Genomic DNA, 24,056 nt, shown 5'->3' on the forward strand with positions numbered 1-24,056 from the left:
GCGCAAAGTGTGATCTCATGACCCGTCTCTATTCCATCCTTGCTGCCGTTGTTGTTGCTGCCCTGGTAGGGGGAGCCTGGTTTGCCACACGCGGAGGCGGCGCGGGTGATGACTTCGCCGAATGCCGCGCTAGTCAGATTGCCGGAGGGTCCGATACAATCGGCGGACCGTTTGAGCTAGTGAACGCCAAGGGTGAGACGGTGACGGATAAGGATGTGATCACCAAGCCTTCGCTGGTCTATTTCGGCTATACGTTCTGCCCTGATGTCTGCCCTCTGGATGTTGCCCGCAATGCCGAGGTCATCGATCTGCTGGATGAGCGTGGACAGGATGTGACACCGGTGTTCATCTCCATCGACCCGGATCGCGACACACCTGAGGTGGTGGGTGATTTTGCCGCCAATCTGCATGAACGGATGATTGGTCTGACGGGATCACACGAACAGGTTAAGGCCGCCAGCCGCGCCTACAAGACCTACTACAAGAAACATGACGGCGACGAAGACTACTATCTTGTTGATCACTCGACCTTTTCCTATCTGGTTTTGCCCGAGCAGGGATTTGTGGAGTTCTTTCGCCGTGACGAGACACCGGAACAGGTTGCTGACAAGGTCGGCTGCTTTCTGGAAAACCTGTAATCCTGATGAAGGTTTGACGTTTCGGAGGCGAGACGTAATATCAAGCCTCACGACCTGATAACATTGCGGGGGAGACCGACAGCATGGGCGAAGCTGCTATGCAGGAAATAGGACCGGACAAGACGCTCTTGCTGGTCGATGATGACGAACCCTTTCTGCGGCGCTTGGCCAAGGCCATGGAAAAACGTGGCTTTGAGGTGGAGACAGCAGGATCTGTCGCAGCAGGCAGCGCCATAGCCACAGCCCGCCCTCCAGCCTTTGCGGTGGTCGATCTGCGGCTAGAGGACGGCAACGGGCTTGATGTGGTGGAGATCCTGCGAGAGCGCCGCCCCGACAGCCGAGTGGTTGTTCTGACTGGATATGGTGCCATTGCGACAGCCGTTGCAGCGGTGAAGATTGGTGCGACGGATTACCTGTCAAAACCTGCTGATGCGTCGGACATCATGAACGCGCTGCTCGCCAATGAAGAAGAGCTGCCGCCGCCGCCGGAAAATCCAATGAGTGCGGATCGTGTGCGGTGGGAGCATATTCAGCGGGTCTATGAACTATGCGACCGGAATGTATCGGAAACCGCGCGACGGCTGAACATGCACCGGCGCACGCTGCAGCGCATTCTCGCCAAACGCAGCCCCAAGTGAAGCGAAAGCCTCTCCAGATCGGGAGAGGTTTTTTTCTTGGGATCAGAGCAGTGCCAAGAGATCGGCGTGCCGGGTGATGTAATCTTTGCGGACCTCGACCGGTGGTCGCAGGCGGATGGAAAGCCCTTCCATAAGCGTTTGATCCGGCTTTCCAAACAGGCGGTCGGCTTCGCTGCGGGAAAACCCGGCGATCTCGATTGCTTCCATCCAGGCGCTGATCCGATCTGCTTTCTTGATCTGGGCCTTGACCGTTTTAGGTAATACGGCAGGCAGACCAAAGCGGATATGAATCGCAGTCGTCAACCGCTGGTCCAATTCGCCGTAACTTGGGCCAACGGCATTCTTTACCGGCGAAATCATGTCTCCGATGACATATTCCGGCGCGTCGTGCAGCAGGGCCGCCAGCTTCCATCGCACCGGCGCCTTCGTGTTCAGGCGACCGTAGATCGTCTCCACCAGAAGCGAATGCTCTGCCACGGAATAGGCAAAATCACCACTGGTCTGGCCATTCCAGCGCGCCACAAAGGCCAGCCCATGGGCAATATCCTCGATTTCGACATCGACCGGAGTCGGATCAAGCAGGTCAAGGCGGCGACCGGAGAGCATCCTTTGCCAAGCGCGCGGAGGTTTGGGGGGCATGGTCAGTCTCTTCCTTTGGCGGTGGGTTCTGACTAGCCGGTGAGTGCGTGCAGCGCAATTGCCGACACGGCGCCTAAGGCAGGCCGCCAACGGTGTTCTCGAGCCTATGTGGTGGCAGGATCACCTGCTGAGCACACATGGACACCACGAACAGTTGACCGGCCGGGATTTGATACCGGCCGGTTCTGGCCCCATATTTATAGGTACGACAGGGGCTCTTGCCCCCTTGGCAAGCCTCTTTCGTCGCTTAGGCACATGCGAAAGGAGATTGTCATGTTTAAACGTCTTGCCTGCACCTCGCTTATCTTTGGGATGCTTGCGACTGCGCCGCCGGTGCTTGCCGCTGGCTGCAGTCCCCGCGATCACCTGGTGGATCGTTTGCAATCCTCATACGCCGAGCGGTTGACTGCTGGCGGGCTGCAAGCCAGCCAGCCCGTTTCCACCGTGATCGAATTCTGGGCTTCAGCAACAACCGGCACTTTCACCGTGCTGGTTTCCCATCCCAACGGGTTGAGCTGTGTGGTGGCCTCCGGAACCGGATTTTTCCAATTGATGGAAGACCCCAGGCCGCAAGGCACCCCCAGCTGACCTGTCCCCCCGGACCGTTGGGAAGGTCGGGGCGCACGACCTCCGGTCGCTGCGCCCCGGCGCTTTCGGGCATCTTCGTTGCTTATAAACCATTGCGGTGTTACCTGCTGCGGTAGACAAAATGTAACCGGAATGGAGCACGCAATGGCCGGGGATTATATCGTCAAGGACATCGCGCTGGCCGAGTTTGGCCGCAAGGAACTCGACATCGCTGAGACCGAAATGCCGGGGCTGATGGCCCTGCGTGACGAATATGGCGACAGCAAGCCGCTGAAAGGGGCCCGGATTGTCGGGTCGCTTCACATGACCATCCAGACTGCGGTTCTGATCGAAACGCTGGTGGCGCTGGGCGCGGATGTGCGCTGGGCCTCCTGCAACATCTTCTCGACCCAGGACCACGCTGCGGCCGCAATCGCGGCAGGCGGCACGCCTGTCTTTGCGATCAAGGGCCAGACCCTTGTAGAACATTGGGATTATCTGGATCGCTCGTTCCAGTTCCCTGAAGGCGCAAACCTCATTCTGGATGATGGTGGCGATGCAACGCTTTACGTGCTGCTTGGCGCGCGCGTAGAGGCTGGCGAAACCAATCTGATCGAAGTTCCGACCTCCGAAGAGGAAGAAGCGATCTTCAACCAGATCAAAAAGCGTATGGCCGAAAGCCCGGGCTGGTTCACCAAAACCCGTGAGGCGATCAAAGGTGTTTCCGAGGAAACCACCACCGGCGTTCACCGTCTTTATGAGCTGGTGAAAGAAGGGCAGCTGCCCTTCCCGGCGATCAACGTGAACGATTCGGTCACCAAGTCGAAGTTCGACAACAAATACGGCTGCAAGGAATCGCTGGTCGATGGTATCCGTCGCGCCACCGATACGATGATGGCAGGCAAGGTCGCCGTAGTTTGCGGTTACGGCGATGTGGGCAAGGGCTCAGCTGCCTCCCTGCGCGGCGCCGGTGCCCGGGTCAAGGTCACCGAAGTGGACCCGATCTGCGCCCTGCAGGCCGCGATGGACGGTTTCGAGGTGGTCCTGCTGGAAGATGTAGTGGCCAGCGCCGACATCTTCATCACCACCACCGGCAACAAGGATGTCATCCGCATCGAGCATATGCGCGAGATGAAGGATATGGCGATTGTTGGCAATATTGGCCACTTCGACAACGAGATCCAGGTCGCCAACCTCAAAAACCACAAGTGGACCAACATCAAGGAACAGGTCGACATGATCGAGATGCCCTCGGGCAACCGTCTGATCCTGCTCTCCGAAGGCCGCCTCTTGAACCTTGGCAACGCGACGGGCCACCCGTCTTTCGTGATGTCGGCCTCCTTCACCAACCAGGTGCTGGCGCAGATCGAGCTGTGGACCCGTGGTGAGGCCTACAAGAACGATGTCTACATCCTGCCCAAGCACCTGGACGAAAAAGTTGCTCGTCTGCACCTGGACCGGATCGGTGTGAAACTGTCGAAACTGGCCCCCGAACAAGCGGCCTATATCGGCGTCAAACCCGAGGGCCCGTTCAAGCCTGAGCACTATCGCTACTGATCCTATCTTCCTTCTGATTTTCGGAATGAAGTAAACGTACAGAACACCCCGCCATCGGTGGGGTGTTTTCTTTTATGTGACTGATTTTTATTTGCCTTTTAATAGGACTGACCTAGCACGCACCGCGCGCGACAACGTTGTTTCGCGCTCAAAAGTTCCAATAATTTAATGTCGAGATTCCGGAAAAATCCGGGAACGTATTCGAGCGGCATGACGTTTGATTTCCGTACTTCAAACGAAGGAGAAAACGACATGACCGAACTGAAAACCAAAACCCGTATTCTTGCTGGTGTGACTGCTGCTGCCCTGATGGCTGGCGCTGGTATTGCGCAGGCTGGCACCTCGGTGCCGCGTGGCGAAAGCAAGGCTGACACCCAGATCGAAACCGTTGGTGGCCAGGAAACAACCGGCAGCGTTTCGCTCGACACCACCGAAGGCACCACCGTTCCGCGTGGTGAATACAAGGTAGATAGCGGCGTTGAGACCGTGAACGGCCAAACTCCGGCGGATGGCGATGAAAACGTCAATGTAAGCTCTGACGCTTCCACCACCATCCCGCGCGGCGAATATGATGCCTCGGATGCCGCTGGTGAACCTCTGCCGCCACTGGATGAGATGACCGTCGCTGATCTGGTCGGCAAAAACGTCTTCTCCGCGACCGGCGAGAATGTCGGTGAGATCGACTATGTGATCGAACAGGACGGTAAGATCGCCGGTGTGATCGGCGTCGGCGGTTTCCTTGGCCTGAATGAATACACCGTTGCCGTGCCGTTGTCCGACATGGATTTCACCCGCAACGGTCAGCTGAAGCTGAGCACACGTACCGAGGCGGCTCTGCGCTCGATGCCGGAGATCGACGAAAACATGATCAAGCCGCTGCAGGATGATCGTCTCATCGGTGACCGCGTATAACGCGACTCTGCCACATTGAATCGGCACCTGATTGAGGTGTTGTGAGATGGCTTTGGCGCCCCTCATCCGAGGGGCGCCATTTCTGTCGTGTTCGGCGATTGTTCGTCGTTTCGCACAGAAATGAGAGGTTACCGCCGAAATTCCCGGTTGCCCTGTTCCGTTCTGCGACTAAGCTGCTGGAATAAGAACTGATCAGGCGCAGTGCCTGGCGATACCAGTAGTTCCGCTGAGTAACATGGGAGAGAGAGTTTTGGGAAAACGCGACGATCTGATCGAGCAATATGCAAGTGATCTGAAAACCAAATGTGGCATGGATCCGGATATGGACCTGCTCACCAAGGTCACCATCGGCTGTGGTCCGGCCATCTATGACGCCGACGCATCCACCGTAGCCTCCAGCCAGCCGGCAGAGCTGGAGACCGTCAAAAATAACTTCCTGATCAAGAAATTGGGCCTGTCCGATGGGCCCGAGCTGATGTCTGCAATCGATAGCGTGATCGAGACCTACGGGAAGTCTGAGCGGAACAAATACCGCGCAGTCGTCTACTATATGCTGACCAAGCACTTCGGGAAAGAATCCGTCTACGGCTGATCAGATTGCCTGAAGACCGCTGAGGATCGCCCGTCGGACCCCCCCGGCGGGCGCTTTTGGTATGTCATGATGTACGGTGGGGCGGCTTCTTCTAAGTCGTTGTGTCATTGGTTCGTGGAGACACCGGGATTAACCGACATCACGGCGACACGGAACATGCCCCGGTTGTACATGTATTGCATTTTACCTGTATTGCCTTTGCGGAATCACCGCTGGTCGGCCTATCTTCTAGATACCGGTCAGGATGGCCAGGATCACAGATTTACGAACACGTGTGGTGGAATTGGAGCACGTGGGGTGAAAGGGAAGATCCTGTCATATGATCGGATCTTCCCTTTTTTGTGCATAGCGTTTCGCCAGCGAAGGGCGTCAGAACAACGTCAGCACGATACCAATCGCACCGCAGGCCAGCGTAGCGTAGCCGCCATCAATCATTGACAGGCGCAGCGGTCTGACAGCGTAGAGGTTATTGATCATGATCCATGGGGTGATGAAAAACAGCCCTACGCCCAGCCCGCCGACGAGGCCACCGCCCACGGTATCAATCCCCGACAGGGCAAAGACATGGCGCATCATGCCCGCAACAATGAGCTGAAGCACAAAGGTAGCCGCGAAAACCGCTGGTGTTTGCCCACCTGTCGGTTTGCCGTTTTCATCGCGAGGCACCTTTGCCGCCTGCATCCAAGGCTCAGCCAGCACGCCATACCAGACCGCGCCCAGAACAAAGCCGGCAATCGCGGCTGCGATAACATTCAGTATTTCCATTGCACTCTCCCTGATACCAGCGCCAGCCTGAGAATTCTGTCAGATCAACCGGGATCTGTCTCCCCCAATGCGCAGATATGGGCCCATTCTTCAGCGGTGACAGGTTGTACCGAGAGGCGGGAGTTCTTGACCAGAACCATGTTTTCAAGCCGCGGATCGGCTTTTATCTGATCAAGTGTCACCGGTTTGGAAAAGCTGCGCACCGCTTTGATATTGACGCATTCCCAGCGCGGGTCATCCGTGGTGCTGTCTGGGTGGGCCTCGGCACAGATTTCGACGATCCCGACCACAGATTTCTCCTTCATCGAGTGATAAAAGAACCCGAGGTCGCCGATTTCCATGTCGCGCATGAAGTTGCGCGCCTGGTAGTTGCGGACGCCGTCCCACTCTTCACCCGCGTCACCTTTGGCTAGCTGATCAGCCCAGCCCCAGGTGGAGGGTTCGGATTTGAACAGCCAATAGGCCATCAGCCGACGACCTTTTTCCAGGTGATCAGCTCAACCGCTTCAAACAGTCCGGCCTTTGCATAGGGGTCGCTATCCGCCCAAGCCTGGCCCGCAGCCATGTCCTCGACATCAAGGATGATCAGCGAGCCGACCATGCCGCCGTCTTGATCCAGTAGCGGTCCCGCCTGCGCAACAACGCCGGTCTCCTCGATATAGGCCAGATGCGCGGCACGGTTGTCCATCCGGGTCTGCAAATGATCAGGTTTATCGCGCGCGATCAGGGCAATCAGCATGTCATTCCTCTTTTAGTGGTCTTGAAAGCAGTTGAGCGGTGGCATCGGCAATCGTCAAGCGCTGATCGAGCAGGGCGACGACGATAGCGGTGATAGGCATGTCCAGTTGCCGCGCCGTGGCCGCAGCATGAACCGCGCGTGCCGTGGCGGCACCTTCGACTGTGATATTTGGATCGAAAGCCTCGCCGCGGCCAATGGCAAGCCCCAGGCGGTAGTTTCGCGACAGATCAGAGCTGCATGTGAGCGTCAGATCGCCAAAACCGGAGAGACCGGCCAGTGTCTCGGGGCGGGCCCCTGTGGCCAGTGCCATACGCTGCATCTCGGCATATCCCCGGGTCATCAGCGCGGCGCGGGCGCTATCGCCCAGACCGGCACCAATCACGGCGCCGCAGGCAATTGCGATAACATTTTTCAGCGCACCGCCAATCTCTGCGCCAATCGTATCTGTGGTGCGATAGAGCCGTAGAGTCTTGGTGGTCAGCTGTTGTTGTAATTCCCTGCCGGTCTCTGCGTTACCACAGGCCAGCGTAAGGGCCGTTGGTAGGCCCCGTGCGATGTCAGCGGCAAAACTGGGGCCGGTCAGCAGCGCCGTTCGGGCCTCGGGCAGGCAGTCACGGATCACCGCCAATGGACCAAGCCCGGTTTTGAGCTCCATCCCTTTGCAGCAGGCCACAAGCCTGCGGTCGCGCAGCAAAGCGGCGTGAGCGGTTATGAACCCGCGCAGCGTCTGCATTGGCACCGCAAGCAGCACCGTTTCGGCCTGTGCGGCGCGTTCCAGATCGTCTGTCACCGTCAGCTTGTCCGGCAGCGCAGCATCTGGCAGGCGCCGACTGTTGCGGCGGGTTTCCTGCATCTGCAGCGCCTGGTCGGCGTCGCGCGCCCAGAGGGTGACCGGCCCGTTGGCTGCCAGCGATATCGCCAGAGCAGTGCCAAAGGCACCGGATCCGAGCACGGAAACACTCATGCCTTTGCTCCTTTCTTGCCGCTGCCCAACATGGCAGGGCTGCTTTGGTCCAGTGGCCAGCGTGGTCGCGCGGCAAGGTCCATGCCGTCGCGCTCGCCATTGCGAAACCGTTCCAGTCCGGCATAGGCAATCATCGCGGCATTGTCGGTACAAAGTGCCAGCGGCGGGGCAACGAACCGGGCGTCGAACTCGGCACAAACTGTCTCTAACGCGGCTCGAATGGAGGTATTGGCCGCGACACCTCCGGCAACGGCAACCGTGCGCGTGTTGGGGCTCTCCTCGAGGTAGAGCCGGATCGCCCGGCGCGTCTTCTCGGCCAGAACATCGGTGACAGCTGCCTGAAATCCGGCGCAGAGATCGGCCCGGTCCTGACGTGTCAGACCGCCTTTTTCGGCCATAACCTGATCGCGCATCCGCATCAGCGCTGTCTTGAGGCCGGAGAAGGACAGGTTACAATCTGGACGATCCAGCAAAGGGCGGGGGAAGCGGAAACGACGAGGATCACCGGTCTCCGCCTCAGCCTGTACGGATGGGCCACCCGGTTGCGGCAGACCCAGAAGGCGAGCGGTTTTATCGAAAGCCTCACCCGGAGCGTCGTCAATGGTGCCGCCAAGCCGTCTGAAATCGGCAGGCCCACGAACGATCAGGTACTGACAATGGCCGCCGGACACCAGAAGCATCAGATAGGGGTAGGGGACCGCATCGGTCAGCCGTGGAGTCAGCGCATGACCGGCAAGATGGTTCACGCCAATCAAGGGCAGCCCGCTCGCGGCGGCCAACCCCTTTGCGCACATGACCCCGGAGATGACGCCGCCAATCAGCCCGGGACCTGCGGTGACCGCGATAGCATCCATATCCGATAATCTCAGGTCGGCGGCAGCCAGCGCATCCCGAACGCAATGATCAAGTTTTTCAGCATGAGCGCGGGCCGCGATCTCCGGTACAACGCCTCCAAAGGCACTGTGAAGCTCGGTCTGGCCGAAAACGATGGAAGACAGCACCTCCGCCGGGCCGTGTCCCGGATGGCGCACTACCGCTGCCGCCGTATCATCGCAGCTGCTTTCCAATCCCAGCAGGGTGAGGTCTCGTGTCATGGCGTTACCGTTGCATCATATCCCCGCTGGGGCTACCACCTATGGCAATGGCGAACAATCCCGAGGGGCGTGTGATGGTCGGCCTATTGATGACACGCCCCCGGGCGGCGGCGGAACGGTTCGTTGCGGATCTTCCGGCATCCACCCGCTCGACGATGCAGGTGATCTACGCACCATTGCTTGATGCGCGGCCCGTTGATGTGCAACTGACTTCGCCCGCAACCAATCTCTATACTAGGGATGTGGTTTTTTCTTCCGCCAATGCAGTCCGGTTTGCCCCTAAGCCTCAGTCAGGTCAGCGGGCCTATTGTATCGGAGACCGCACGACCGACGTCGCCAGAGCAAAAGGGTGGCAGGCGAAATGCTGCGGGCAGGATGCCGATCAGCTGGTCCGGACGGTGACAGAGTTATCACCTGAAACCCCACTCGTTCATCTTCGCGGTGTCCACAGTCGCGGTGATATCGCAAAGCGGCTTTGTCAGGCCGGTATCAACTGCCAGGAACATGTAATCTACGATCAGGTTCTGCTGCGCTACGACGATCAGTCCCGTGCGGCGCTGGATGCGCAAGCCTCGCTGATCGTGCCGCTTTTTTCACCGCGCACTGCGCTGCAATTCGTCAAATTGGCACCATATCGCGCAGAACTCCATCTGATCGCCTTCAGCAAAGCAGTGGCCGAGCCTTTGAACGTATTGAAATGCAAAGACTTACAGATATGTAACTCTCCAACGGCGAAGGATATGTGCGCATTGGTGCGTGATGCCGCAGCTGGTCTGGCGCGGGTTGAGGGTGGACCATCGGCACAGTAAGTTTATTGCCGAGTTGATGTTATGAGATTTTTAGAATCGAGGGGGATGTCGGCGTGGCTGACAAGAAAACATCCGATGAGATGCGGGCCGAGAGGGGCCAGACGTCTGTCTCCAAGCTGGACATCGACGAAACCGCAGCTGGCGACGATCCGTCCGAGCTGGTCGAAGCGACGCAAGCTGAGGACACCAAATCCGAGGTGGATTCAGAGGTCGAAGACGTGCAGCCAAGCGAGCCGGTAAATGCTGAAACCGGCGCTGTCTCTGATGATCAGCGCGATCAACTTGACCCGCAGCAGGCAGAAACTGCCGAACTGGCCGAAGCCTCGACTGCGGAGACCGCCGCTACGGAGCGCAGTGCAGATGATCTGCCCCCCTTCACCCCACCGGCGCCCGAGGTTGAGCGTATTGTAGAGAGACGCGGCGGTTTTGGCGCAGCGGTTCTGGGAGGGGTCGTGGCGGCTGGGCTTGGGTTTGTGGCCGGGCAGTCGAATGTGCTGGACGGCTTCCTGCCCCCGTCGTGGCGCACCGCCCCTTCGGTTGATGCCACGGCTCTGGAGGAGCTTCAGGAGCGTCTGAACACAAGGATTTCCGAGCTGGAAGACCGGATTGCCGCCACCGCTGCCGATCTGAATATTGCACCGCTGGCGGAACAGCTGGATACGCTGAAGCAGGAGGTGGCCGCGCTGCAATCCGGAGCGACCGCCGCAGGTGATACCGGTCTCGCGGACGCGCTGGATAGTCTGGCGATCCGCGTTGATGCGCTGGAAAGCCGTCCGATCACGGACGCGGCTAGCCCAGAGGCTGTTGCTGCCTTTGAGGCGGAACTGAACAAGCTTCAGGACAGCTTGGCTGCACAGCGGGCCGAGGTCGAAAAAATGGTCGATGAGGCGCGTGCAATGGATGCAGCCAGCGCCGAGGCCGCCCGAATCGCCAGTGCGCAAACAATTGTCGCGCGGCTGCGCTCGGCGCTTGATGCGGGGACAAGCTTCAGCGGTCTGCTGGATGAGCTGCGGGCGGTTGGTGTGACGCCGCCAGAGGCGCTGGCAGGCTCTGCAGAGGCTGGCGTCAGTACCCGCTCCAGCCTGCGCGATGGGTTTGCCCCGGCTGCACGTGAGGCGCTGGCTGCGGCACGTCAGGAAGCCAAGGGAACCGGTGGTATCGCCGCATATATGCGGCGTCAGCTTGGGGCACGTTCGGTCGCACCGCGCGAAGGGGATGATCCTGATGCCGTTCTGTCCCGTGCCGAGGCGGCCGTCCAGAATGGCAATCTGCAGGACGCACTGATGGAACTTGAGGCCCTGCCCGAAACCGCGCTTGCGCCGCTCGCTGATTGGCAGGCTGCTGCACGCGCGCGCCTCTCGGCGGTTGCTGCCGTGAATGAACTGGCCCAAAGCCTGAACGCCAAATAAGGAAGCTGCCATGCTCTGGTCATTGTTGAAGATTCTCGTTTTCGTCGCCATCGTGGCGGTGCTCGCCTTTGGTGCCGCATTGCTGACGGAAACCGCTGGCGGCGTTCAGATCACGGTTGCCGGCACCGAATACACCCTGAGCGCATTGCAGTCGGTCATTGCGCTTGCAGTTCTGGTTTTTGCCGTTTGGGTTGCATTCAAACTTCTCTCACTTCTTCTGGCGACGCTACGGTTCCTTAATGGCGATGAAACCGCGATTTCGCGCTATTTCGACAAGGGGCGCGAGCGCAAGGGCTATCAGGCGCTATCAGACGGGTTGATGGCGCTGGCTTCTGGCGAAGGGCGGTTGGCAATGGCCAAGGCTGCGCGCGCGGAGAAATATCTTGAAAAGCCGGAGCTGACGGACCTGCTGACAGCGCAGGCTGCGGAACTGGCAGGCGACACCAAGAAGGCAGCGGAGGCCTATAAGCGGCTGGTGAGCAACCAGTCCACTCGCTTTGTCGGGGTGCGCGGCATCATGAAACAGAAGCTCTCCGAAGGGGATACCGATACGGCGCGTCAACTGGCCGAGAAGGCGCTTGCTCTGCGGCCCAAACATGAAGAGGTGCAGGACACGCTGCTGACACTTCAGGCGCGGGCGCAGGATTGGGCTGGTGCGCGCAAGACGCTAACGACGAAGTTGAAGACCGGCACCCTGCCGCGTGACGTCTACAAGCGCCGCGATGCGGTGCTGGCCCTGTCCGCCTCTCGCGCGATTGTCGAAGACGGGGCGACCGTCGAACAGCAGGAACAGGCGATCGAGGCCAACCGGCTTTCGCCGGATCTGGTCCCCGCGGCGGCCATGGCGGCCCGTGCCTATCTGGCGCGCGACAAGAAGCGCTACGCCATCCGGGTTCTCAAAAAAGCCTGGGAAGCGCAGCCGCACCCGGATCTGGCACATGCCTTTGCCGAGGTCGAGCCGAATGAAACCGCCGCGGAGCGGGTCAAACGCTTTGCTCAACTGTCGCGGCTGGCGCCGCAGCATGATGAAACCCGGCTGGTGATGGCCGAGCTGCATATCGTCGCGGAGGATTTTCCAGAGGCCCGTCGTGCGCTGGGCGATTTGGTCGAACGAAATCCCGATGCACGGGCGCTGACCTTGATGGCGGCCATCGAGAAGGGCGAGGGTGCCTCGGACGCGGTAATCCAGGGCTGGCTGGCACGGGCGTTGAATGCGCCACGCGGACCACAGTGGGTCTGCGATACCTGCAATCATATCCACGCGGAATGGGCGCCGGTCTGTGAAAACTGTTCTAGCTTCGACACACTCAGCTGGCGCCGCCCCGAGGCCCCCGAGATTGTCGGCGCCACTGGTGCGCAGGTGCTGCCCTTGATCACAGGCACGCCGGAAGGGGCCGCCGGACCTGATACAAGTGACATCCCCGAGGTCGAATTGCTGGAAAGTGACGATCCGGCGGCGGTACCGGATCCAGACAGCCCAGCATCCGACGCTTCCGAAGAACCCAAGGGGAAATTCCAAGGCGCGAAATAGATCTTTTCCAAGCGGCGCGCCAATGCTAAAGCGCGCCGCACAGACCGCTGCGGGCCCTGACCCGCGCTGGTCGCCGCTGTAGCTCAGATGGTAGAGCACGTCATTCGTAATGATGGGGTCGGGGGTTCGAGTCCCTTCAGCGGCACCATACCACCACCGGCAAAAGATCATCGCGGCAGGATCGTCCGACTTAATATCGGTGGCCGATCTATAGCCGCGATCAATCAAAAGACCGCAGATATCTGCGAGACCCCCTGTTGCATTGGGCCTGCTCCACGCCAAAGCGGAGCCAATTGCCGGTGCCAGAGTTGAGTTTGCCTGCCGAAACCCCTATCTCGGGGCCAAACCCGTTGTACCTGCCAGACAAAGGATCGCGTCTCTTGGCCAATCACCTTTACCAGAACGACCTGCCCGACGGGCTTGATCTCGGGCCAGTCGTTGCGATCGACTGCGAGACGATGGGTCTCAACCCGCATCGGGACCGGCTTTGCGTTATTCAGATGTCAGGCGGTGACGGCAACGCGCATATCTTGCAGGTCTCCAAGGGGCAGTCCGAAGCCCCCAATCTCTGCCGGATGCTCAAGGATCCCAACGTGCTGAAACTGTTCCATTTCGGCCGCTTTGATATTGCGGCCATGTATCACGCGTTTGGAGCGCTGGCGGCACCGGTGTATTGCACCAAGATTGCCAGCCGCCTGGTCCGCACTTACACGGATCGCCACGGGTTGAAGAACCTGACTCAGGACCTGATCGGTGTCGATATTTCCAAGCAACAGCAGATGAGCGACTGGGGGGCGCCGCAACTGACCGATGCGCAGCTCGACTATGCCGCGTCCGATGTCCTGTATCTGCACCGGCTGCGCGCGGCGCTGGACAAGCGTCTGGATCGGGAAGGTCGCAGCGAAATGGCGCAGGCCTGTTTCGATTTTCTGCCGATGCGTGCCAAGCTGGATCTCGACGGCTGGCCCGAAACCGATATCTTTGCACACTCATGAGCAGCGCAGAGACATTCCTCGCCACCGCGCGACAGGTGATCACCGACGAAGCCCGTGCTCTGGATGCGCTGGCGGACAGTCTGGATGAACGTTTTGCCGAGGCCGTAGACCTCGTGCTTCAGGCCGAAGGGCGGATCATCGTCAGCGGTATCGGTAAATCCGGTCATATCGGGCACAAGATCGCCGCGACCCTGGCATCTACCGGGACGCCCGCTTATTTCGTCCACCCCGCCGAAGCCAGCCACGGCGACCTCGGCATGCTGTCCAAAGGTGATGTGGTGCTGGCGATTTCCAACTCTGGTGAAGCGCCTGAGCTGGCAAATCTGCTTTCGTTCACGCGTCGCTTTGGCATCCCGCTGATCGGACTGTCCAGCCGGATGGACAGCACCCTGATGAAAGAGGCCGATGTGCATCTGCAAATCCCCGCCATGGGCGAGGCCTGCGGTTTTGGCATGGTGCCCTCGATTTCGACGACGCTCACTCTGGCGATGGGCGATGCGCTGGCCATCGCCCTGATGAAGCACAGGGATTTCCGACCTGAAAATTTCCGCGCCTTCCACCCCGGTGGCAAGCTGGGCGCACGGCTGTCGAAGGTTGACGACCTGATGCACGACGGGGCGGCCTTGCCGCTGGTCAGCACCGAAACCCCAATGCCCGACGCGCTGATCGAAATCAGCCAGAAAGGATTTGGCGTTGCTGGTGTCACTGATGCGGGCGGTGTGCTGCAGGGCATCATAACCGATGGCGATTTGCGGCGGCATATGGACGGGCTGCTGGGAAAATCCGCCGCCGATGTCATGACACACAACCCGACCACCATTGCTCCCGGCTCGCTTGCGGAAGAAGCCGTCGCAATCATGAATGACCGCAAGATTACCTGCCTGTTTGTCGTCGATCCCGATGCAGAGACGGCAAAGGCTGTCGGACTGCTGCATATCCACGATTGCCTGCGCGTCGGGCTTGGCTGAGGGGGGACGCGGCGAACCATGGATGGCTATTCCCGCCTTGTGGCCTATCTGAAGGTCTTGCTGCCGCTGATGGCCCTGGCGCTGATGTCGACCATGTTCCTGATTTCGCGCGGCGTCGAAACAGATGCGGTGATCCCCTTCGCCCAAGAAGATCTGAAGGATCGCACCCGCGGACAGCAGATCACTGCGCCGTTCTTTTCGGGAACCACCGCGCAGGGTGATGAAATCATGGTAACCGCCGCCCTGGCTCGCCCGGGTGGCCCAGACGCGCCAGCAACCGCAGTGAACCTCGAAGCCGAGATCAGGATGACCAGTGGCGGTCGCTTCTTGCTGAGTTCGGACACAGGCGCCTTGCGCCCGGATAAGAATATGGCAAACTTTCGCGGCGATGTTGAAATCCTGTCGAGCGACGGTTTGCGGGTCATCACGCAGGAATTAAACGCCGCTCTCAATGGTGTGCAGGCGGACAGCCCAGGACCCGTTCAGGCCAGTGGTGCGATGGGCGATCTGACCGCAGGCGCTATGCAGATCGACACAAAAACCGAGGGCGGGCCGGTACATATGGTTTTCAACAAAGGGGTCAAGCTGCTATATGACCCGCAACAATCAGAAAGATAACCTGTGTTGTATCTGCGTGTATTGATGTTCTGCCTGCCGGTCGCCCTGTTCTCAACGGGGGGGGCGGCGCAGTCCGCGTCCATCGCATTCGGCTCGATCAAGGCTGATCCGTCGCAACCGGTGGAAGTCACCGCAGAGACATTGGACGTGAATCAGGCTGACGGGTCAGCTCGGTTTGTCGGCGACGTTGTGATCGTTCAGGGTGTTATGCGGTTGTCGGCCGACAACGTTCTGGTGATCTACAAGCAGGACGAAACTGGCAAAACAGGCGTCGAACGGCTGGAAGCCACCGGCAATGTCATTCTTGTAAACGGTCCCGACGCGGCAGAGGCGGAGAGAGCCGAATACACCATCGACTCCGGAACCGTGGTGATGACGGGCAATGTATTGCTCAGTCAGTCCACCGGGACGCTGACGTCCAATCGCCTTGTTGTGAATCTGACTACTGGCACCGCCAGCCTGTCTGGCCGGGTGAAAACCATTCTGAATGGCGGCGGCGACTGATGGCCGCGCCCGCATTGACAGTCACCGACGGCAGCTCAGGTCTGCGCATCGAAAAGCTGCGTAAATCCTACAGCAAGAAGGTCGTCATCCGCGACGTCTCCATGTCATTGGACCGGGGTGAGGTCGTTGCACTGCTTGGGCCGAACGGCTCAGGTAAAACCACCAGCTTCTACGCGATTGCTGGTCTGGTGTTCCCTGAGGCTGGCTCGGTTACCATCGATGGGCAGAATGCAACCACGCTGCCGATGTACCGTCGTGCGCGCATGGGCATTGGCTACCTGCCGCAGGAAATGTCGATCTTTCGCGGCCTGTCGGTGGAAGATAATATCTCCTCCGTGCTCGATATTGCGGTGAAACACGCCCACAAACGCCGCGAGCGTCTGGAAGAACTGCTGTCTGACTTCTCGATTGAGCATCTGCGCCGGGCGCCGGCGCTGGCGCTGTCTGGTGGTGAGCGTCGCCGCGTCGAAATCGCCCGCTGTCTGGCTGCGGATCCGAAATATCTGCTTCTTGATGAACCTTTTGCCGGGGTCGACCCGATCTCGGTCGGGGATATTCGCCATCTGGTTGGTGATCTGAAAAAACGCGGTATCGGCGTGCTGATCACCGACCACAATGTCCGCGAAACACTGGAGATTGTGGACCGCGCCTATATCCTGCATGATGGCAAGGTGCTGATGTCCGGCACACCGTCCGAAGTAGTCGAAAACGAAAATGTGCGCCGCGTCTATCTCGGGGACAATTTTCGGATCTCTTGATCCCTACGGACACGGTCCAGCTGCACAGTGACATGCCGGGTCTGCGCCTTGCCGCCCACCGTTGACAGCAGCGCGTCGTCAACCATTTGAGAACAGGTGGAAACCCGCCGCCTGCTCATAAATGGGTAACCGTTTGACGCCGATTTGCATTGACTCTCTCGCCTGGTTGTCATCGAATTGACTCATGGCAAACCCGCAGTCCGATGCTGTCCTCGCTCCAGCCTTGTTAACAAGGCCCAGACGAATGCAATCGACTGTCTTGCCTAAATCCCACTTTCAGAACTGAAGCGAGAGCAGCCGGGCTGGGCCCGAGCTGGGTTTTGAGGGTCTATTTGTGAAGGAGATCACATGCGTTACCAAATCAGCGGAAAACAGATCGACATTGGCGAAGCGTTGCAGTCCCATGTGCAATCGGAGCTTGGCGTGGCGGTCGCGAAATATGCTGAACGCCCGACGGACGCTAATGTCGTCTTCTCGCGGTCTGCGCATGAATATGTTTGTGAAACGACCGTGCACCTGTCCACTGGTCTGACCGCGCAAGCAAAAGCGCATGCCACTGAAATCTATGCCGCATTTGAGGATTGCTGCGAAAAGATGGAGAAGCAGCTGCGTCGCTACAAGCGTCGGCTGAAGGACCATCACCGTGATCGGAGCGAGCCGGTTGAACTCTTCGGCGCAAGCTCTTATATCCTCGCCTCTGAAGACGCCGGCACCGAGTCTGAACCAGAATCATTGCAGCCTATCATCGTCGCCGAGATGGAAACACAAATTCCATCCCTTTCGGTTGGTGAGGCCGTGATGCAAATGGAACTGGCAGGCGCCCCGGTTCTGGTGTTTCGCAAAGAAGGCAAGGACGGCCTGAACGTCGTCTATCGTCGTGAAGATGGGAATATCGGGTGGATCGATCCGTAACCTGTCACGGCGTTTTACGTGAGTTGAGCGGAGCTATTGAAGTATGCAGATCTCTAACATCCTGAAGCCTGAGGCCGTACGTGTCTTTGGCGCTGCATCCAGCAAGAAGCGTCTGTTTCAAGAAATTTCAGATGTTGCTCAACTCGCCTACGGGCTCCCGGCGCAACCAACGGTCGAGGCTTTGCTGGATCGCGAAAGCCTTGGCCCCACCGGTGTGGGGCACGGTGTTGCCCTGCCACACGCGCGCCTTGATGGTCTGGACAAGGTTGTCAGTGTATTCCTGCTGCTGGAGACACCGCTGGAATTTGGTGCGGTGGATCGCCAGCCGATTGATATCGCCTTCGCGCTCTTTGCACCGGAGGATGCCGGCGTTGAACATCTCAAAGCGCTGGCACTGGTATCGCGCACGCTTCGTGAACAGAGCTTTTGCACCAAGCTGAGGGCCAACCCTGACCCGGCGACGCTTCATACCATCCTGACCGAGGATCAGTCGGTTCAGGCGGCCTGACGTCGCACACGCGCGGGCGGGCGTGTCAGCGCGCCCAGGCGTCAAACCCGAACAATATGTAATCGCGCTGGTAGACAGTTGCGATCTGTGCCTCCAGCGTGTCGTCATAAATATCCTGAAGACTATACGGCTGGTCGACCCCGGGTGCGTCCGGGGCGCTGGCTTTGGATTGGCCAAGCCACCGGGCAAGATCAGGCAAAGTCGTGGCCAGATCCTCTTCTCGTAGGATCAGATCTGGCGATTGAACAGCTGAAAACCCCGCAATTGTCTGCGCCTGAGTGGCCCAGCAGGCATCGGTGCGAAACCCGGTCTGCCCTGAAAGATTGGCACCAATCACCTCGACAAAACCTGCAAAAGCCGTTCGATGCTGTTCGCGGGTATAGGATCCATGTGCAGGGTCCTTGGGCAGCGGAACCTTGAACTGTTTGCGCAGCAGATTACGGATCTGGCGCAATGTTCCTGTCTCTGACCCGAGAATACGCGTGCAAAAGACATGATGCAGCCGGGCCGCCGGATGACGCAGAACGGTGAGGCTGCGGAACCCGGGATGGCCGCGCTTCCATTGCCGCAGCTGCTTTTGGTTCATCCCCTCAATCAAGGCGTCATCGCCGTCTGGTTCCTGCCCGGCCATCCAGCTGCGTATGACATCCGTCGGACCACCGCTGATCGGCAGATACAATAGCGGCAGCTGCTGCCCCGCGATGTAATCAGGCACTGCCGGGCCGCGCCGCGGTTCGAAATTCGGGGTCCGAGAGAGGTTGAAACGATCCAGCCGCGCCATCGCGCGGTCAAGCTCCGAAGGATTGGCGACCTTCTCTTCCAGCGCAGCGGGGTTTTGCGGTTTGAGACTATCGTCAAGCTGCGCCAGCCGGGCATCGACACCCAGCCACTTTGCCAGACCGTTGATCACCTCCAGATCCTGAAGATCCTCATAGGCCAGATAGAAGGCTGTCTGGCCAGACCTTTGCAGCCGGTTCAGCAATGTAAGCTGAAAACCCTGCAGCTCGGCAACGTGATGGGCAAATTCCTCCGCATCGACCGTCGCCAGCCCGTCCTTGCGGCGTTTCACGTTTGTCAATTTCCACTGGCCGGTACTGCGCGCGATCTTATGCGAGACATAGCTGTCTGCCGGGTTCCGAGTCAGGATGATTTTGGCACAACGTGGATCGTCAAGCAGCGCGTCCAGAACGCGCGGGTCATGGTCGTGGAAGTAGCGAAAACCGTTCAACGCGCCCTCGGCGTCGCGGATCTGCGACAGAAATCCCAGAACGTCACTGTCGCGCTGTGCTTGTGTCCAGCCCAGCGTCGTCTCGCGGTTGGGATAGCCGATAAAATAGGGGTTAAAGGCCTCGCCGTGACAGGTGACGCCCTCAAGCGCGTTCAGATTGGCTTCGAGAAAATTGGACCCGGTCCGCATCTCCGCAAACACAACAAAGTAGTCAAAGTCTTGGGTCATGGTTCGCTATTGCACCAAATAGGGTTTGCGCGGCGTCTTCGGCATGTTCAACGGCCCCTGTTCCGCCGGGAAATCGCCCATCAGATAAGGGTGCATCCCCTGGTTCTTTAGATTTTGCAGAAACTGACCAAATCCCGCCAGATCCACCATCCTTGGCGCCGTCGTCAGATGGCGCTGCGCCTGTGCACCGAATTCATCCAGAATGGTTTGTAGGGGCTCCATCGGAGATTCGACAAATTCGGCCATCGACCAGATCCGCACACGCGCCTTTACGTATTTGGAGCGGAGAATTTCGATATGTTTCGCCTCGATCTGCTGCAATCGTGCCGCTTCACGTCGCAGGTCGGAGAAATTCCTGTTGGACCGGAACAGGGGCACCGCCCAGGCACCGGAAATCACCGAAACCTGTGCATTGGGGTCGCGCGCTACCAGCCAATTGATACTCTGATTGTCCTGCGGTCCAAACTGAAAACATTGCCGTTCGCCACGGGTGTTCCAGATCAGATTGGTCAGAAACCCCTTGGGATGATAATCCCGTAGCTTGGCACTGTCGCTCAGACCGCCGTTCATCAGCGTCTGGCGGTCAGCAAATTCCACCCGCTCGGGGGCAAAAAGATGCCCATGAACCTTTGCGCCGGTGACCTGGGTCAACCACTCCTCAAAATTCTCGAACAGCTCTGTAAAACCCTGAAACATCGAGTAGGGGTTGCAGGTGATGCCATTCTCCAGCCCGTTGGCCGGAAGGCGGCTTTGCATATAAAGGCCGGGACGACCGCGGGTGCGCCGCTCAACCGCCTTGGAGAAAATCCGGTCTATCTTGCCCGGATTGGGTTCCGAGGTTTTCATCAGATCCGGCTGATCGCCCAAAAACGTCGAATAGAGCCGATCCGCATGAGGCCAGATTTTCCGCGCGACAAAGCAGTCGGACCGACGCAGCAGTTGCAGATGGTCGTCGTAGAAATTATGCGGCTTGCCCTGAAAATCGAACTTGGACAGGGTCAGGGACCGGCTTTCGATATTGCTGGAATAGAGTCGAACGAGGGTTTGGTAATAACTCTCATCCGGGATCCAGACCTTGCGAAAATACCGGTCGTAGCGCGGCCGGTCTGGGTCTTCCAGAATCGCTGAGAGTGTCTGCCGCGTCAGGCACCACCACTGACTGCCCATATGAGGCACCAGCCCGTCGGGGATCCTGCGCTTGATGCCCAGCTTGCGCTGAAGCGAGACATATTTGTCAAAAAGGTATCGGCGTTTCTTCCACGAGAAGGGAAAGCGCAGCGTGAACCGTTCCACATCTAGCCCGCCGACAATCCATGGCACATCGGCAGTGGTTGCGCTTTCGATGAAGTCGGTGCGGGGCCGGGCGGCAAGATAGTCCACCAGGTCAGACACCGGGCGCAGCGGCAGGCAGGACCCCGAAGCAAGAAACACATGCCGCACCGAGGGATATTTTGCCAGCATCAGCCCGGATGCGGATTGAGAGGCTGCGACGATGCCCCAGGTCCCCCATTCGCAGCGATGCCGCCGCGAAAACCGCACCATTGGATCACCTGCAAATGCGGCCTTGAAGGCAGAAAATGTTGCCTGAGGGACCTTCTTATCAACGTGCAGAACAACGGGGCACCCGCCTGCGACCCAATGGCGCGCGACCTGTTCGGCCCGGTCCAGTGCCGTATGGACCAGCAAGACGATGCCAACCGTGTTCATGCCCAGTTGCCCTTGGACATCAGGCCAAGGATCTCCAGCTGGCGCCAGTTGATGTATTTCTCACTCCACTTGCACCAGAGTTCTGGCTGATCCTCTACGGCCTTGGCGTAGGCTTTGTATTCGGCCGATCCCGCATAATGCTGTTCACGCAACATCTCTTCTTCGGCCTTGGTCACAAACGTGTGGAGGAATTTTGTGTGCAGCAAGGCGCCGCTGGCCTTTTCACCACCATCCGTTTCATAGACCTGATTGAGGCCGCGTGGCAGCAGGGCATGGGTCGAGCTGACATAGGTATAGCGGCGATCCCATTTCACCAGCGGGATCTTGTTCAGCGCCGGTGCTTTCTTTGGTTGATCGGCAAAAAAAACACGCGCCCGCGGCCCTCCCTGAATCCACAGGTTGCCATAGATCGGATTGCGCTTGATCGAGTAGTTGCCGCTGTCGAACCAATTGGCGATTTCGAGCGGATCCTGTCCGGCGCGATAGGGAACGGCATCCAGTTTCCCTTTTGGATAGACGTCAATCAGCATGGCCGAGAAACTACGGATCGCAGAATTGTCGAGCCAGTCGGTCAGTGCCCGTAGCGGACGACTGTCGCAGAACGGGTAGATGAACAGCTCATCCGGGTCGACGACCAGCACCCAGTGACCATGGGCGTAGCGACGTTTCAGATGGTTCATCCAATCAATGCCGAAACCGGCACGTTTGTAACTGGCCACTGTGTGCCAGACCGAGACATCGGGCTGGCCTTGCAGATATTCGCGCGTGCCGTCGACCGATCCATTGTCTACGACGAGGAAATGATTGACGCCCAGTTTGCGATAGTAATCGAGGAAATATGGCAGCCGGATCTGTTCATTGCGCAGGGTTGTCACCAGCAGTATGTCACCGGGCCGGATCTGATCGGTCTGATCCTGAACCGCTGACAATTCGCGGGACTTGCGCATGGCACGCAGGATCCGGCGTTTCCGCCGCAGCCGCATGCGATAAGACTCCCAAAGGCTCAAGACTGCTTCCATCCCCGGTTGCAAAGGTGCCGTGTCGGACTGTCGTCAACTCGACCGCATCACCGCCAGCGACATTCCGCACAATATGCCATGTAAGCTATTTGGAAACAATGAATTTGGGATTGACGGTGTTGTTGCGAAATGGCTCCCGCAAAGCCCCTCAGGCGGCTGCGAGGCACGCGTCCAGAGCCGCCCGTTCCAGCCGATAGGCGCGGCTGTCCGCCTCACCGTCGCGTTCGTCGCGCCACCGGCAATAGGCCACCATACGCCAGTGGAACCAAGGTTTCAGCTCCAGGTAGCGCGCCACGACCTGCGGATCAGGGTAGGCCGCCAGGAATGCCGCCTCCTCAACTGCCGATAACGGCGCACCGCGATAGACCTGCTGCATTGCCGGAGACAGGAATAGCGCGATGTCCTCCGCCGGATCCCCGATCTGTGGGCATTGCCAGTCGATCAATGTCAGCTGCCCATCGCAGGTCACTATGTTGCCAGGAACCGGATCCCCGTGGATGAGGCTAGGGACGCCAAGCGGTGCGACAGGTCTCGTGGGTGCAATTCGCAACAGGTCATTGCCCATGCGACAATGGCCCAGAATGGTGCGGGTCTGGGCGGCAATCTCTGCGCTGCCGGATATGCCGTTTGGTAGATCTGGAATGACAGGCTGTGTGTGCAGACGTCCCAGCAGTTCTGCCACATGGGTGGTACCGGATGACCAGGTCACCCCGGGCGAGTGTTGATAGGCCAGCCAGTCGCGCCCTTCGAACTGACCCGCGGCCAGCGGAGACGGCACCATGCCAGTGCGGTAAAGCGCGCTGAGTGCCGCCTGCTCGCGTGAGGGATCATTGGCAAACAGCGGGTTGGCATTGCCTCTGCCATAGAGCTTCACAACAATACCGCCCAACCGCCAGACCCGGTTGGAGCGACCGCCCAGCAGCGGACATGGCGCAGCGTCGCTCAGGCCGAGGCCAGCGAGATGCGCAAGAAAACGTGTTTCGAACTGTGTCCGATGGTGTTGCAGGTCAGGCTCCGTCGCTATGGTCTGTGTTACCACACAGTCCAGGTCTTCGGTGCCATTATGCGTCAGACTGCAGGTGCCGTAGGTTCACGCAATGCTGTCACCGATGACGCCAAAATCGCCGAGCCGCCCTCAAGGATCAAGGCCACTTCGTTGCCCCGCATCTGAGTTTCTTTCACCCTTGTATAGGTCTCAGCAGTATCGGAGAGAACGATTTCACCGTTTTTCTGGCTTTCCAGCGTGAAACTATAGCTGCCAGCATCAAACGCGTACCCGTCATCGTCAATACCCTGCCACTGATACGGCTCGGCAGTGACCGGTAGGCTGATCCGCTGAACTTCCTTTCCGCTATCATCCTTGACCACCAGGTGAACAGTGTCCGCGATCTTGGCTGGATTGGGCGACACGGTGACAGGATTGGTCCCGTCAAAATAGGCAGGCGCCGCAGACCGGGTTTCCATACCGACCCAGCCCGACATAGCTGCCATATTGGCGAGACCCAATTGGGCCTGGATACCTTCCAGAACCTCATTGCCCTGAACCTGCTGCTCGACCATGGAAAACTGTGCCAGCTGCGCAGAGTACTCTGTCGAATCAATGGGTTCCAATGGGTCCTGATATCGCGCCTGCGCCGTGAGCATCTTCAGAAACGTCTCAAAGTCAGAGGCAATTCCGGTGGCTTTTTTCGGTTCCGGCACGGCGGTCGCTGCCTGTTGCTGTTGCGGTGCCGCAGCACCCGATACAGTTGTCATCG

General features: G+C 58.9%; 27 protein-coding genes and 1 tRNA gene. 17 read left to right on the forward strand and 11 right to left on the reverse strand.

The window, feature by feature from the left end:
• The first annotated feature begins 17 nt into the window (after positions 1-17).
• Together VWZ87_RS13790 and VWZ87_RS13795 are read left to right on the forward strand one after the other, a co-directional pair.
• Complete coding sequence (locus tag VWZ87_RS13790; protein ID WP_416534362.1) at positions 18-638, forward strand: SCO family protein; 621 nt, start codon at positions 18-20, stop codon at positions 636-638.
• Between the two features lie 83 nt (positions 639-721).
• Positions 722-1,276: an ActR/PrrA/RegA family redox response regulator transcription factor gene (locus tag VWZ87_RS13795; RefSeq protein WP_014876423.1), complete on the forward strand. Its 555-nt coding sequence runs from the start codon at positions 722-724 to the stop codon at positions 1,274-1,276.
• 42 nt (positions 1,277-1,318) lie between these two features.
• On the opposite strand, the gene VWZ87_RS13800 is transcribed toward VWZ87_RS13795, so the two are convergent.
• Positions 1,319-1,915, reverse strand: a complete 597-nt coding sequence (locus tag VWZ87_RS13800) for a hypothetical protein (protein ID WP_416534363.1) — start codon at positions 1,913-1,915, stop codon at positions 1,319-1,321.
• A gap of 273 nt (positions 1,916-2,188) precedes the next feature.
• Here VWZ87_RS13800 and VWZ87_RS13805 point away from each other — a divergent pair, with 273 nt between their 5' ends.
• The 4 genes from VWZ87_RS13805 (at position 2,189) to VWZ87_RS13820 (ending at position 5,543) form a co-directional block, all read left to right on the forward strand.
• A complete protein-coding gene (locus VWZ87_RS13805) occupies positions 2,189-2,503 on the forward strand; it encodes a hypothetical protein (protein WP_416534364.1) in 315 nt (104 codons plus the stop codon).
• A 144-nt stretch (positions 2,504-2,647) separates the two neighbouring features.
• Positions 2,648-4,039, forward strand: a complete 1,392-nt coding sequence (gene ahcY / locus VWZ87_RS13810) for an adenosylhomocysteinase (RefSeq protein ID WP_416534365.1) — start codon at positions 2,648-2,650, stop codon at positions 4,037-4,039.
• A gap of 252 nt (positions 4,040-4,291) precedes the next feature.
• Positions 4,292-4,951, forward strand: a complete 660-nt coding sequence (locus VWZ87_RS13815; RefSeq protein WP_416534366.1) for a PRC-barrel domain-containing protein — start codon at positions 4,292-4,294, stop codon at positions 4,949-4,951.
• A gap of 250 nt (positions 4,952-5,201) precedes the next feature.
• Complete coding sequence (locus tag VWZ87_RS13820; protein ID WP_340547087.1) at positions 5,202-5,543, forward strand: DUF2853 family protein; 342 nt, start codon at positions 5,202-5,204, stop codon at positions 5,541-5,543.
• A gap of 369 nt (positions 5,544-5,912) precedes the next feature.
• On the opposite strand, the gene VWZ87_RS13825 is transcribed toward VWZ87_RS13820, so the two are convergent.
• Genes VWZ87_RS13825 through tsaD form a run of 5 tightly spaced genes read right to left on the reverse strand, consistent with a single transcriptional unit; the run spans position 5,913 to position 9,105 of the window.
• A complete protein-coding gene (locus tag VWZ87_RS13825) occupies positions 5,913-6,308 on the reverse strand; it encodes a DUF1761 domain-containing protein (protein WP_416534367.1) in 396 nt (131 codons plus the stop codon).
• Between the two features lie 44 nt (positions 6,309-6,352).
• Positions 6,353-6,775 (reverse strand): EVE domain-containing protein, encoded by a 423-nt coding sequence (locus VWZ87_RS13830; protein ID WP_340547085.1) that lies wholly within the window; start codon positions 6,773-6,775, stop codon positions 6,353-6,355.
• Positions 6,775-7,047: a YciI family protein gene (locus VWZ87_RS13835; protein ID WP_340547084.1), complete on the reverse strand. Its 273-nt coding sequence runs from the start codon at positions 7,045-7,047 to the stop codon at positions 6,775-6,777. Before VWZ87_RS13835 ends, VWZ87_RS13830 begins: the two co-directional genes overlap by 1 nt.
• Position 7,048: 1 nt before the next feature.
• Positions 7,049-8,011 (reverse strand): NAD(P)H-dependent glycerol-3-phosphate dehydrogenase, encoded by a 963-nt coding sequence (locus tag VWZ87_RS13840; RefSeq protein ID WP_416534368.1) that lies wholly within the window; start codon positions 8,009-8,011, stop codon positions 7,049-7,051.
• Entirely contained in the window at positions 8,008-9,105 is a 1,098-nt protein-coding gene (tsaD, locus tag VWZ87_RS13845; protein WP_340547082.1) for a tRNA (adenosine(37)-N6)-threonylcarbamoyltransferase complex transferase subunit TsaD, read from the reverse strand. Before tsaD ends, VWZ87_RS13840 begins: the two co-directional genes overlap by 4 nt.
• Before the next feature lie 155 nt (positions 9,106-9,260).
• Between tsaD and VWZ87_RS13850 the strand changes: the two genes are divergently transcribed.
• From VWZ87_RS13850 to VWZ87_RS13900, 11 genes are all read left to right on the forward strand, one after another.
• Positions 9,261-9,914: a uroporphyrinogen-III synthase gene (locus VWZ87_RS13850; protein ID WP_416534369.1), complete on the forward strand. Its 654-nt coding sequence runs from the start codon at positions 9,261-9,263 to the stop codon at positions 9,912-9,914.
• Between the two features lie 53 nt (positions 9,915-9,967).
• Positions 9,968-11,323 carry a COG4223 family protein gene (locus VWZ87_RS13855; RefSeq protein ID WP_416534370.1) on the forward strand — a complete coding sequence of 452 codons (1,356 nt, stop codon included), beginning with the start codon at positions 9,968-9,970 and terminating at the stop codon, positions 11,321-11,323.
• Between the two features lie 10 nt (positions 11,324-11,333).
• Positions 11,334-12,854 (forward strand): heme biosynthesis protein HemY, encoded by a 1,521-nt coding sequence (locus tag VWZ87_RS13860; protein ID WP_416534371.1) that lies wholly within the window; start codon positions 11,334-11,336, stop codon positions 12,852-12,854.
• A gap of 72 nt (positions 12,855-12,926) precedes the next feature.
• Positions 12,927-13,002: transfer RNA gene (locus tag VWZ87_RS13865), tRNA-Thr, on the forward strand.
• Between the two features lie 232 nt (positions 13,003-13,234).
• Positions 13,235-13,849 carry a ribonuclease D gene (locus VWZ87_RS13870; protein WP_416534372.1) on the forward strand — a complete coding sequence of 205 codons (615 nt, stop codon included), beginning with the start codon at positions 13,235-13,237 and terminating at the stop codon, positions 13,847-13,849.
• Positions 13,846-14,817, forward strand: a complete 972-nt coding sequence (locus tag VWZ87_RS13875) for a KpsF/GutQ family sugar-phosphate isomerase (protein ID WP_416534373.1) — start codon at positions 13,846-13,848, stop codon at positions 14,815-14,817. Before VWZ87_RS13870 ends, VWZ87_RS13875 begins: the two co-directional genes overlap by 4 nt.
• 18 nt (positions 14,818-14,835) lie before the next feature.
• Positions 14,836-15,435, forward strand: coding sequence for an LPS export ABC transporter periplasmic protein LptC (lptC, locus tag VWZ87_RS13880; protein WP_340547076.1), 600 nt, complete (start codon positions 14,836-14,838; stop codon positions 15,433-15,435).
• A gap of 24 nt (positions 15,436-15,459) precedes the next feature.
• Positions 15,460-15,939, forward strand: a complete 480-nt coding sequence (locus tag VWZ87_RS13885) for an LptA/OstA family protein (protein ID WP_416534502.1) — start codon at positions 15,460-15,462, stop codon at positions 15,937-15,939.
• Positions 15,939-16,697 (forward strand): LPS export ABC transporter ATP-binding protein, encoded by a 759-nt coding sequence (gene lptB, locus VWZ87_RS13890; protein ID WP_340547075.1) that lies wholly within the window; start codon positions 15,939-15,941, stop codon positions 16,695-16,697. Before VWZ87_RS13885 ends, lptB begins: the two co-directional genes overlap by 1 nt.
• Positions 16,698-17,045: 348 nt before the next feature.
• Positions 17,046-17,609, forward strand: coding sequence for a ribosome hibernation-promoting factor, HPF/YfiA family (hpf, locus tag VWZ87_RS13895; RefSeq protein ID WP_340547074.1), 564 nt, complete (start codon positions 17,046-17,048; stop codon positions 17,607-17,609).
• Positions 17,610-17,652: 43 nt separating this feature from the next.
• A complete protein-coding gene (locus VWZ87_RS13900) occupies positions 17,653-18,117 on the forward strand; it encodes a PTS sugar transporter subunit IIA (RefSeq protein WP_416534374.1) in 465 nt (154 codons plus the stop codon).
• A gap of 25 nt (positions 18,118-18,142) precedes the next feature.
• On the opposite strand, the gene VWZ87_RS13905 is transcribed toward VWZ87_RS13900, so the two are convergent.
• The 5 genes from VWZ87_RS13905 to VWZ87_RS13925 form a co-directional block, all read right to left on the reverse strand.
• Positions 18,143-19,573 carry a nodulation protein NodH gene (locus VWZ87_RS13905; RefSeq protein ID WP_416534375.1) on the reverse strand — a complete coding sequence of 477 codons (1,431 nt, stop codon included), beginning with the start codon at positions 19,571-19,573 and terminating at the stop codon, positions 18,143-18,145.
• A 6-nt stretch (positions 19,574-19,579) separates the two neighbouring features.
• Entirely contained in the window at positions 19,580-21,280 is a 1,701-nt protein-coding gene (locus tag VWZ87_RS13910; protein ID WP_416534376.1) for a beta-1,6-N-acetylglucosaminyltransferase, read from the reverse strand.
• On the reverse strand, positions 21,277-22,263 hold the full coding sequence (locus VWZ87_RS13915) for a glycosyltransferase family 2 protein (protein WP_416534503.1): 987 nt from the start codon (positions 22,261-22,263) through the stop codon (positions 21,277-21,279). Before VWZ87_RS13915 ends, VWZ87_RS13910 begins: the two co-directional genes overlap by 4 nt.
• A 184-nt stretch (positions 22,264-22,447) precedes the next feature.
• Positions 22,448-23,338 (reverse strand): phosphotransferase, encoded by an 891-nt coding sequence (locus VWZ87_RS13920; protein ID WP_374015437.1) that lies wholly within the window; start codon positions 23,336-23,338, stop codon positions 22,448-22,450.
• Between the two features lie 29 nt (positions 23,339-23,367).
• Entirely contained in the window at positions 23,368-24,054 is a 687-nt protein-coding gene (locus VWZ87_RS13925; RefSeq protein WP_416534377.1) for a flagellar hook capping FlgD N-terminal domain-containing protein, read from the reverse strand.
• Between the last annotated feature and the right edge of the window lie 2 nt (positions 24,055-24,056).

The organism is Phaeobacter sp. JH20_37 (assembly GCF_048056015.1).
Lineage (GTDB): Bacteria > Pseudomonadota > Alphaproteobacteria > Rhodobacterales > Rhodobacteraceae > Phaeobacter > Phaeobacter bryozoorum.

Excerpts from the sequence above, each read along its gene's own strand:
- ahcY (WP_416534365.1), top strand. The coding sequence starts at position 2,648 with ATGGCCGGGGATTATATCGTCAAGGACATCGCGCTGGCCGAGTTTGGC.
- VWZ87_RS13850 (WP_416534369.1), top strand. The coding sequence starts at position 9,261 with ATGCAGGTGATCTACGCACCATTGCTTGATGCGCGGCCCGTTGATGTG.
- VWZ87_RS13825 (WP_416534367.1), bottom strand. The coding sequence starts at position 6,308 with ATGGAAATACTGAATGTTATCGCAGCCGCGATTGCCGGCTTTGTTCTG.
- VWZ87_RS13815 (WP_416534366.1), top strand. The coding sequence starts at position 4,292 with ATGACCGAACTGAAAACCAAAACCCGTATTCTTGCTGGTGTGACTGCT.
- VWZ87_RS13790 (WP_416534362.1), top strand. The coding sequence starts at position 18 with ATGACCCGTCTCTATTCCATCCTTGCTGCCGTTGTTGTTGCTGCCCTG.
- hpf (WP_340547074.1), top strand. The coding sequence starts at position 17,046 with ATGCGTTACCAAATCAGCGGAAAACAGATCGACATTGGCGAAGCGTTG.
- tsaD (WP_340547082.1), bottom strand. The coding sequence starts at position 9,105 with ATGACACGAGACCTCACCCTGCTGGGATTGGAAAGCAGCTGCGATGAT.
- VWZ87_RS13885 (WP_416534502.1), top strand. The coding sequence starts at position 15,460 with ATGTTCTGCCTGCCGGTCGCCCTGTTCTCAACGGGGGGGGCGGCGCAG.
- VWZ87_RS13875 (WP_416534373.1), top strand. The coding sequence starts at position 13,846 with ATGAGCAGCGCAGAGACATTCCTCGCCACCGCGCGACAGGTGATCACC.
- VWZ87_RS13830 (WP_340547085.1), bottom strand. The coding sequence starts at position 6,775 with ATGGCCTATTGGCTGTTCAAATCCGAACCCTCCACCTGGGGCTGGGCT.
- VWZ87_RS13925 (WP_416534377.1), bottom strand. The coding sequence starts at position 24,054 with ATGACAACTGTATCGGGTGCTGCGGCACCGCAACAGCAACAGGCAGCG.
- VWZ87_RS13800 (WP_416534363.1), bottom strand. The coding sequence starts at position 1,915 with ATGCCCCCCAAACCTCCGCGCGCTTGGCAAAGGATGCTCTCCGGTCGC.
- VWZ87_RS13805 (WP_416534364.1), top strand. The coding sequence starts at position 2,189 with ATGTTTAAACGTCTTGCCTGCACCTCGCTTATCTTTGGGATGCTTGCG.
- lptC (WP_340547076.1), top strand. The coding sequence starts at position 14,836 with ATGGATGGCTATTCCCGCCTTGTGGCCTATCTGAAGGTCTTGCTGCCG.
- VWZ87_RS13840 (WP_416534368.1), bottom strand. The coding sequence starts at position 8,011 with ATGAGTGTTTCCGTGCTCGGATCCGGTGCCTTTGGCACTGCTCTGGCG.
- VWZ87_RS13835 (WP_340547084.1), bottom strand. The coding sequence starts at position 7,047 with ATGCTGATTGCCCTGATCGCGCGCGATAAACCTGATCATTTGCAGACC.
- VWZ87_RS13795 (WP_014876423.1), top strand. The coding sequence starts at position 722 with ATGGGCGAAGCTGCTATGCAGGAAATAGGACCGGACAAGACGCTCTTG.
- VWZ87_RS13860 (WP_416534371.1), top strand. The coding sequence starts at position 11,334 with ATGCTCTGGTCATTGTTGAAGATTCTCGTTTTCGTCGCCATCGTGGCG.
- VWZ87_RS13900 (WP_416534374.1), top strand. The coding sequence starts at position 17,653 with ATGCAGATCTCTAACATCCTGAAGCCTGAGGCCGTACGTGTCTTTGGC.
- VWZ87_RS13910 (WP_416534376.1), bottom strand. The coding sequence starts at position 21,280 with ATGAACACGGTTGGCATCGTCTTGCTGGTCCATACGGCACTGGACCGG.
- VWZ87_RS13905 (WP_416534375.1), bottom strand. The coding sequence starts at position 19,573 with ATGACCCAAGACTTTGACTACTTTGTTGTGTTTGCGGAGATGCGGACC.
- VWZ87_RS13915 (WP_416534503.1), bottom strand. The coding sequence starts at position 22,263 with ATGCGGCTGCGGCGGAAACGCCGGATCCTGCGTGCCATGCGCAAGTCC.
- lptB (WP_340547075.1), top strand. The coding sequence starts at position 15,939 with ATGGCCGCGCCCGCATTGACAGTCACCGACGGCAGCTCAGGTCTGCGC.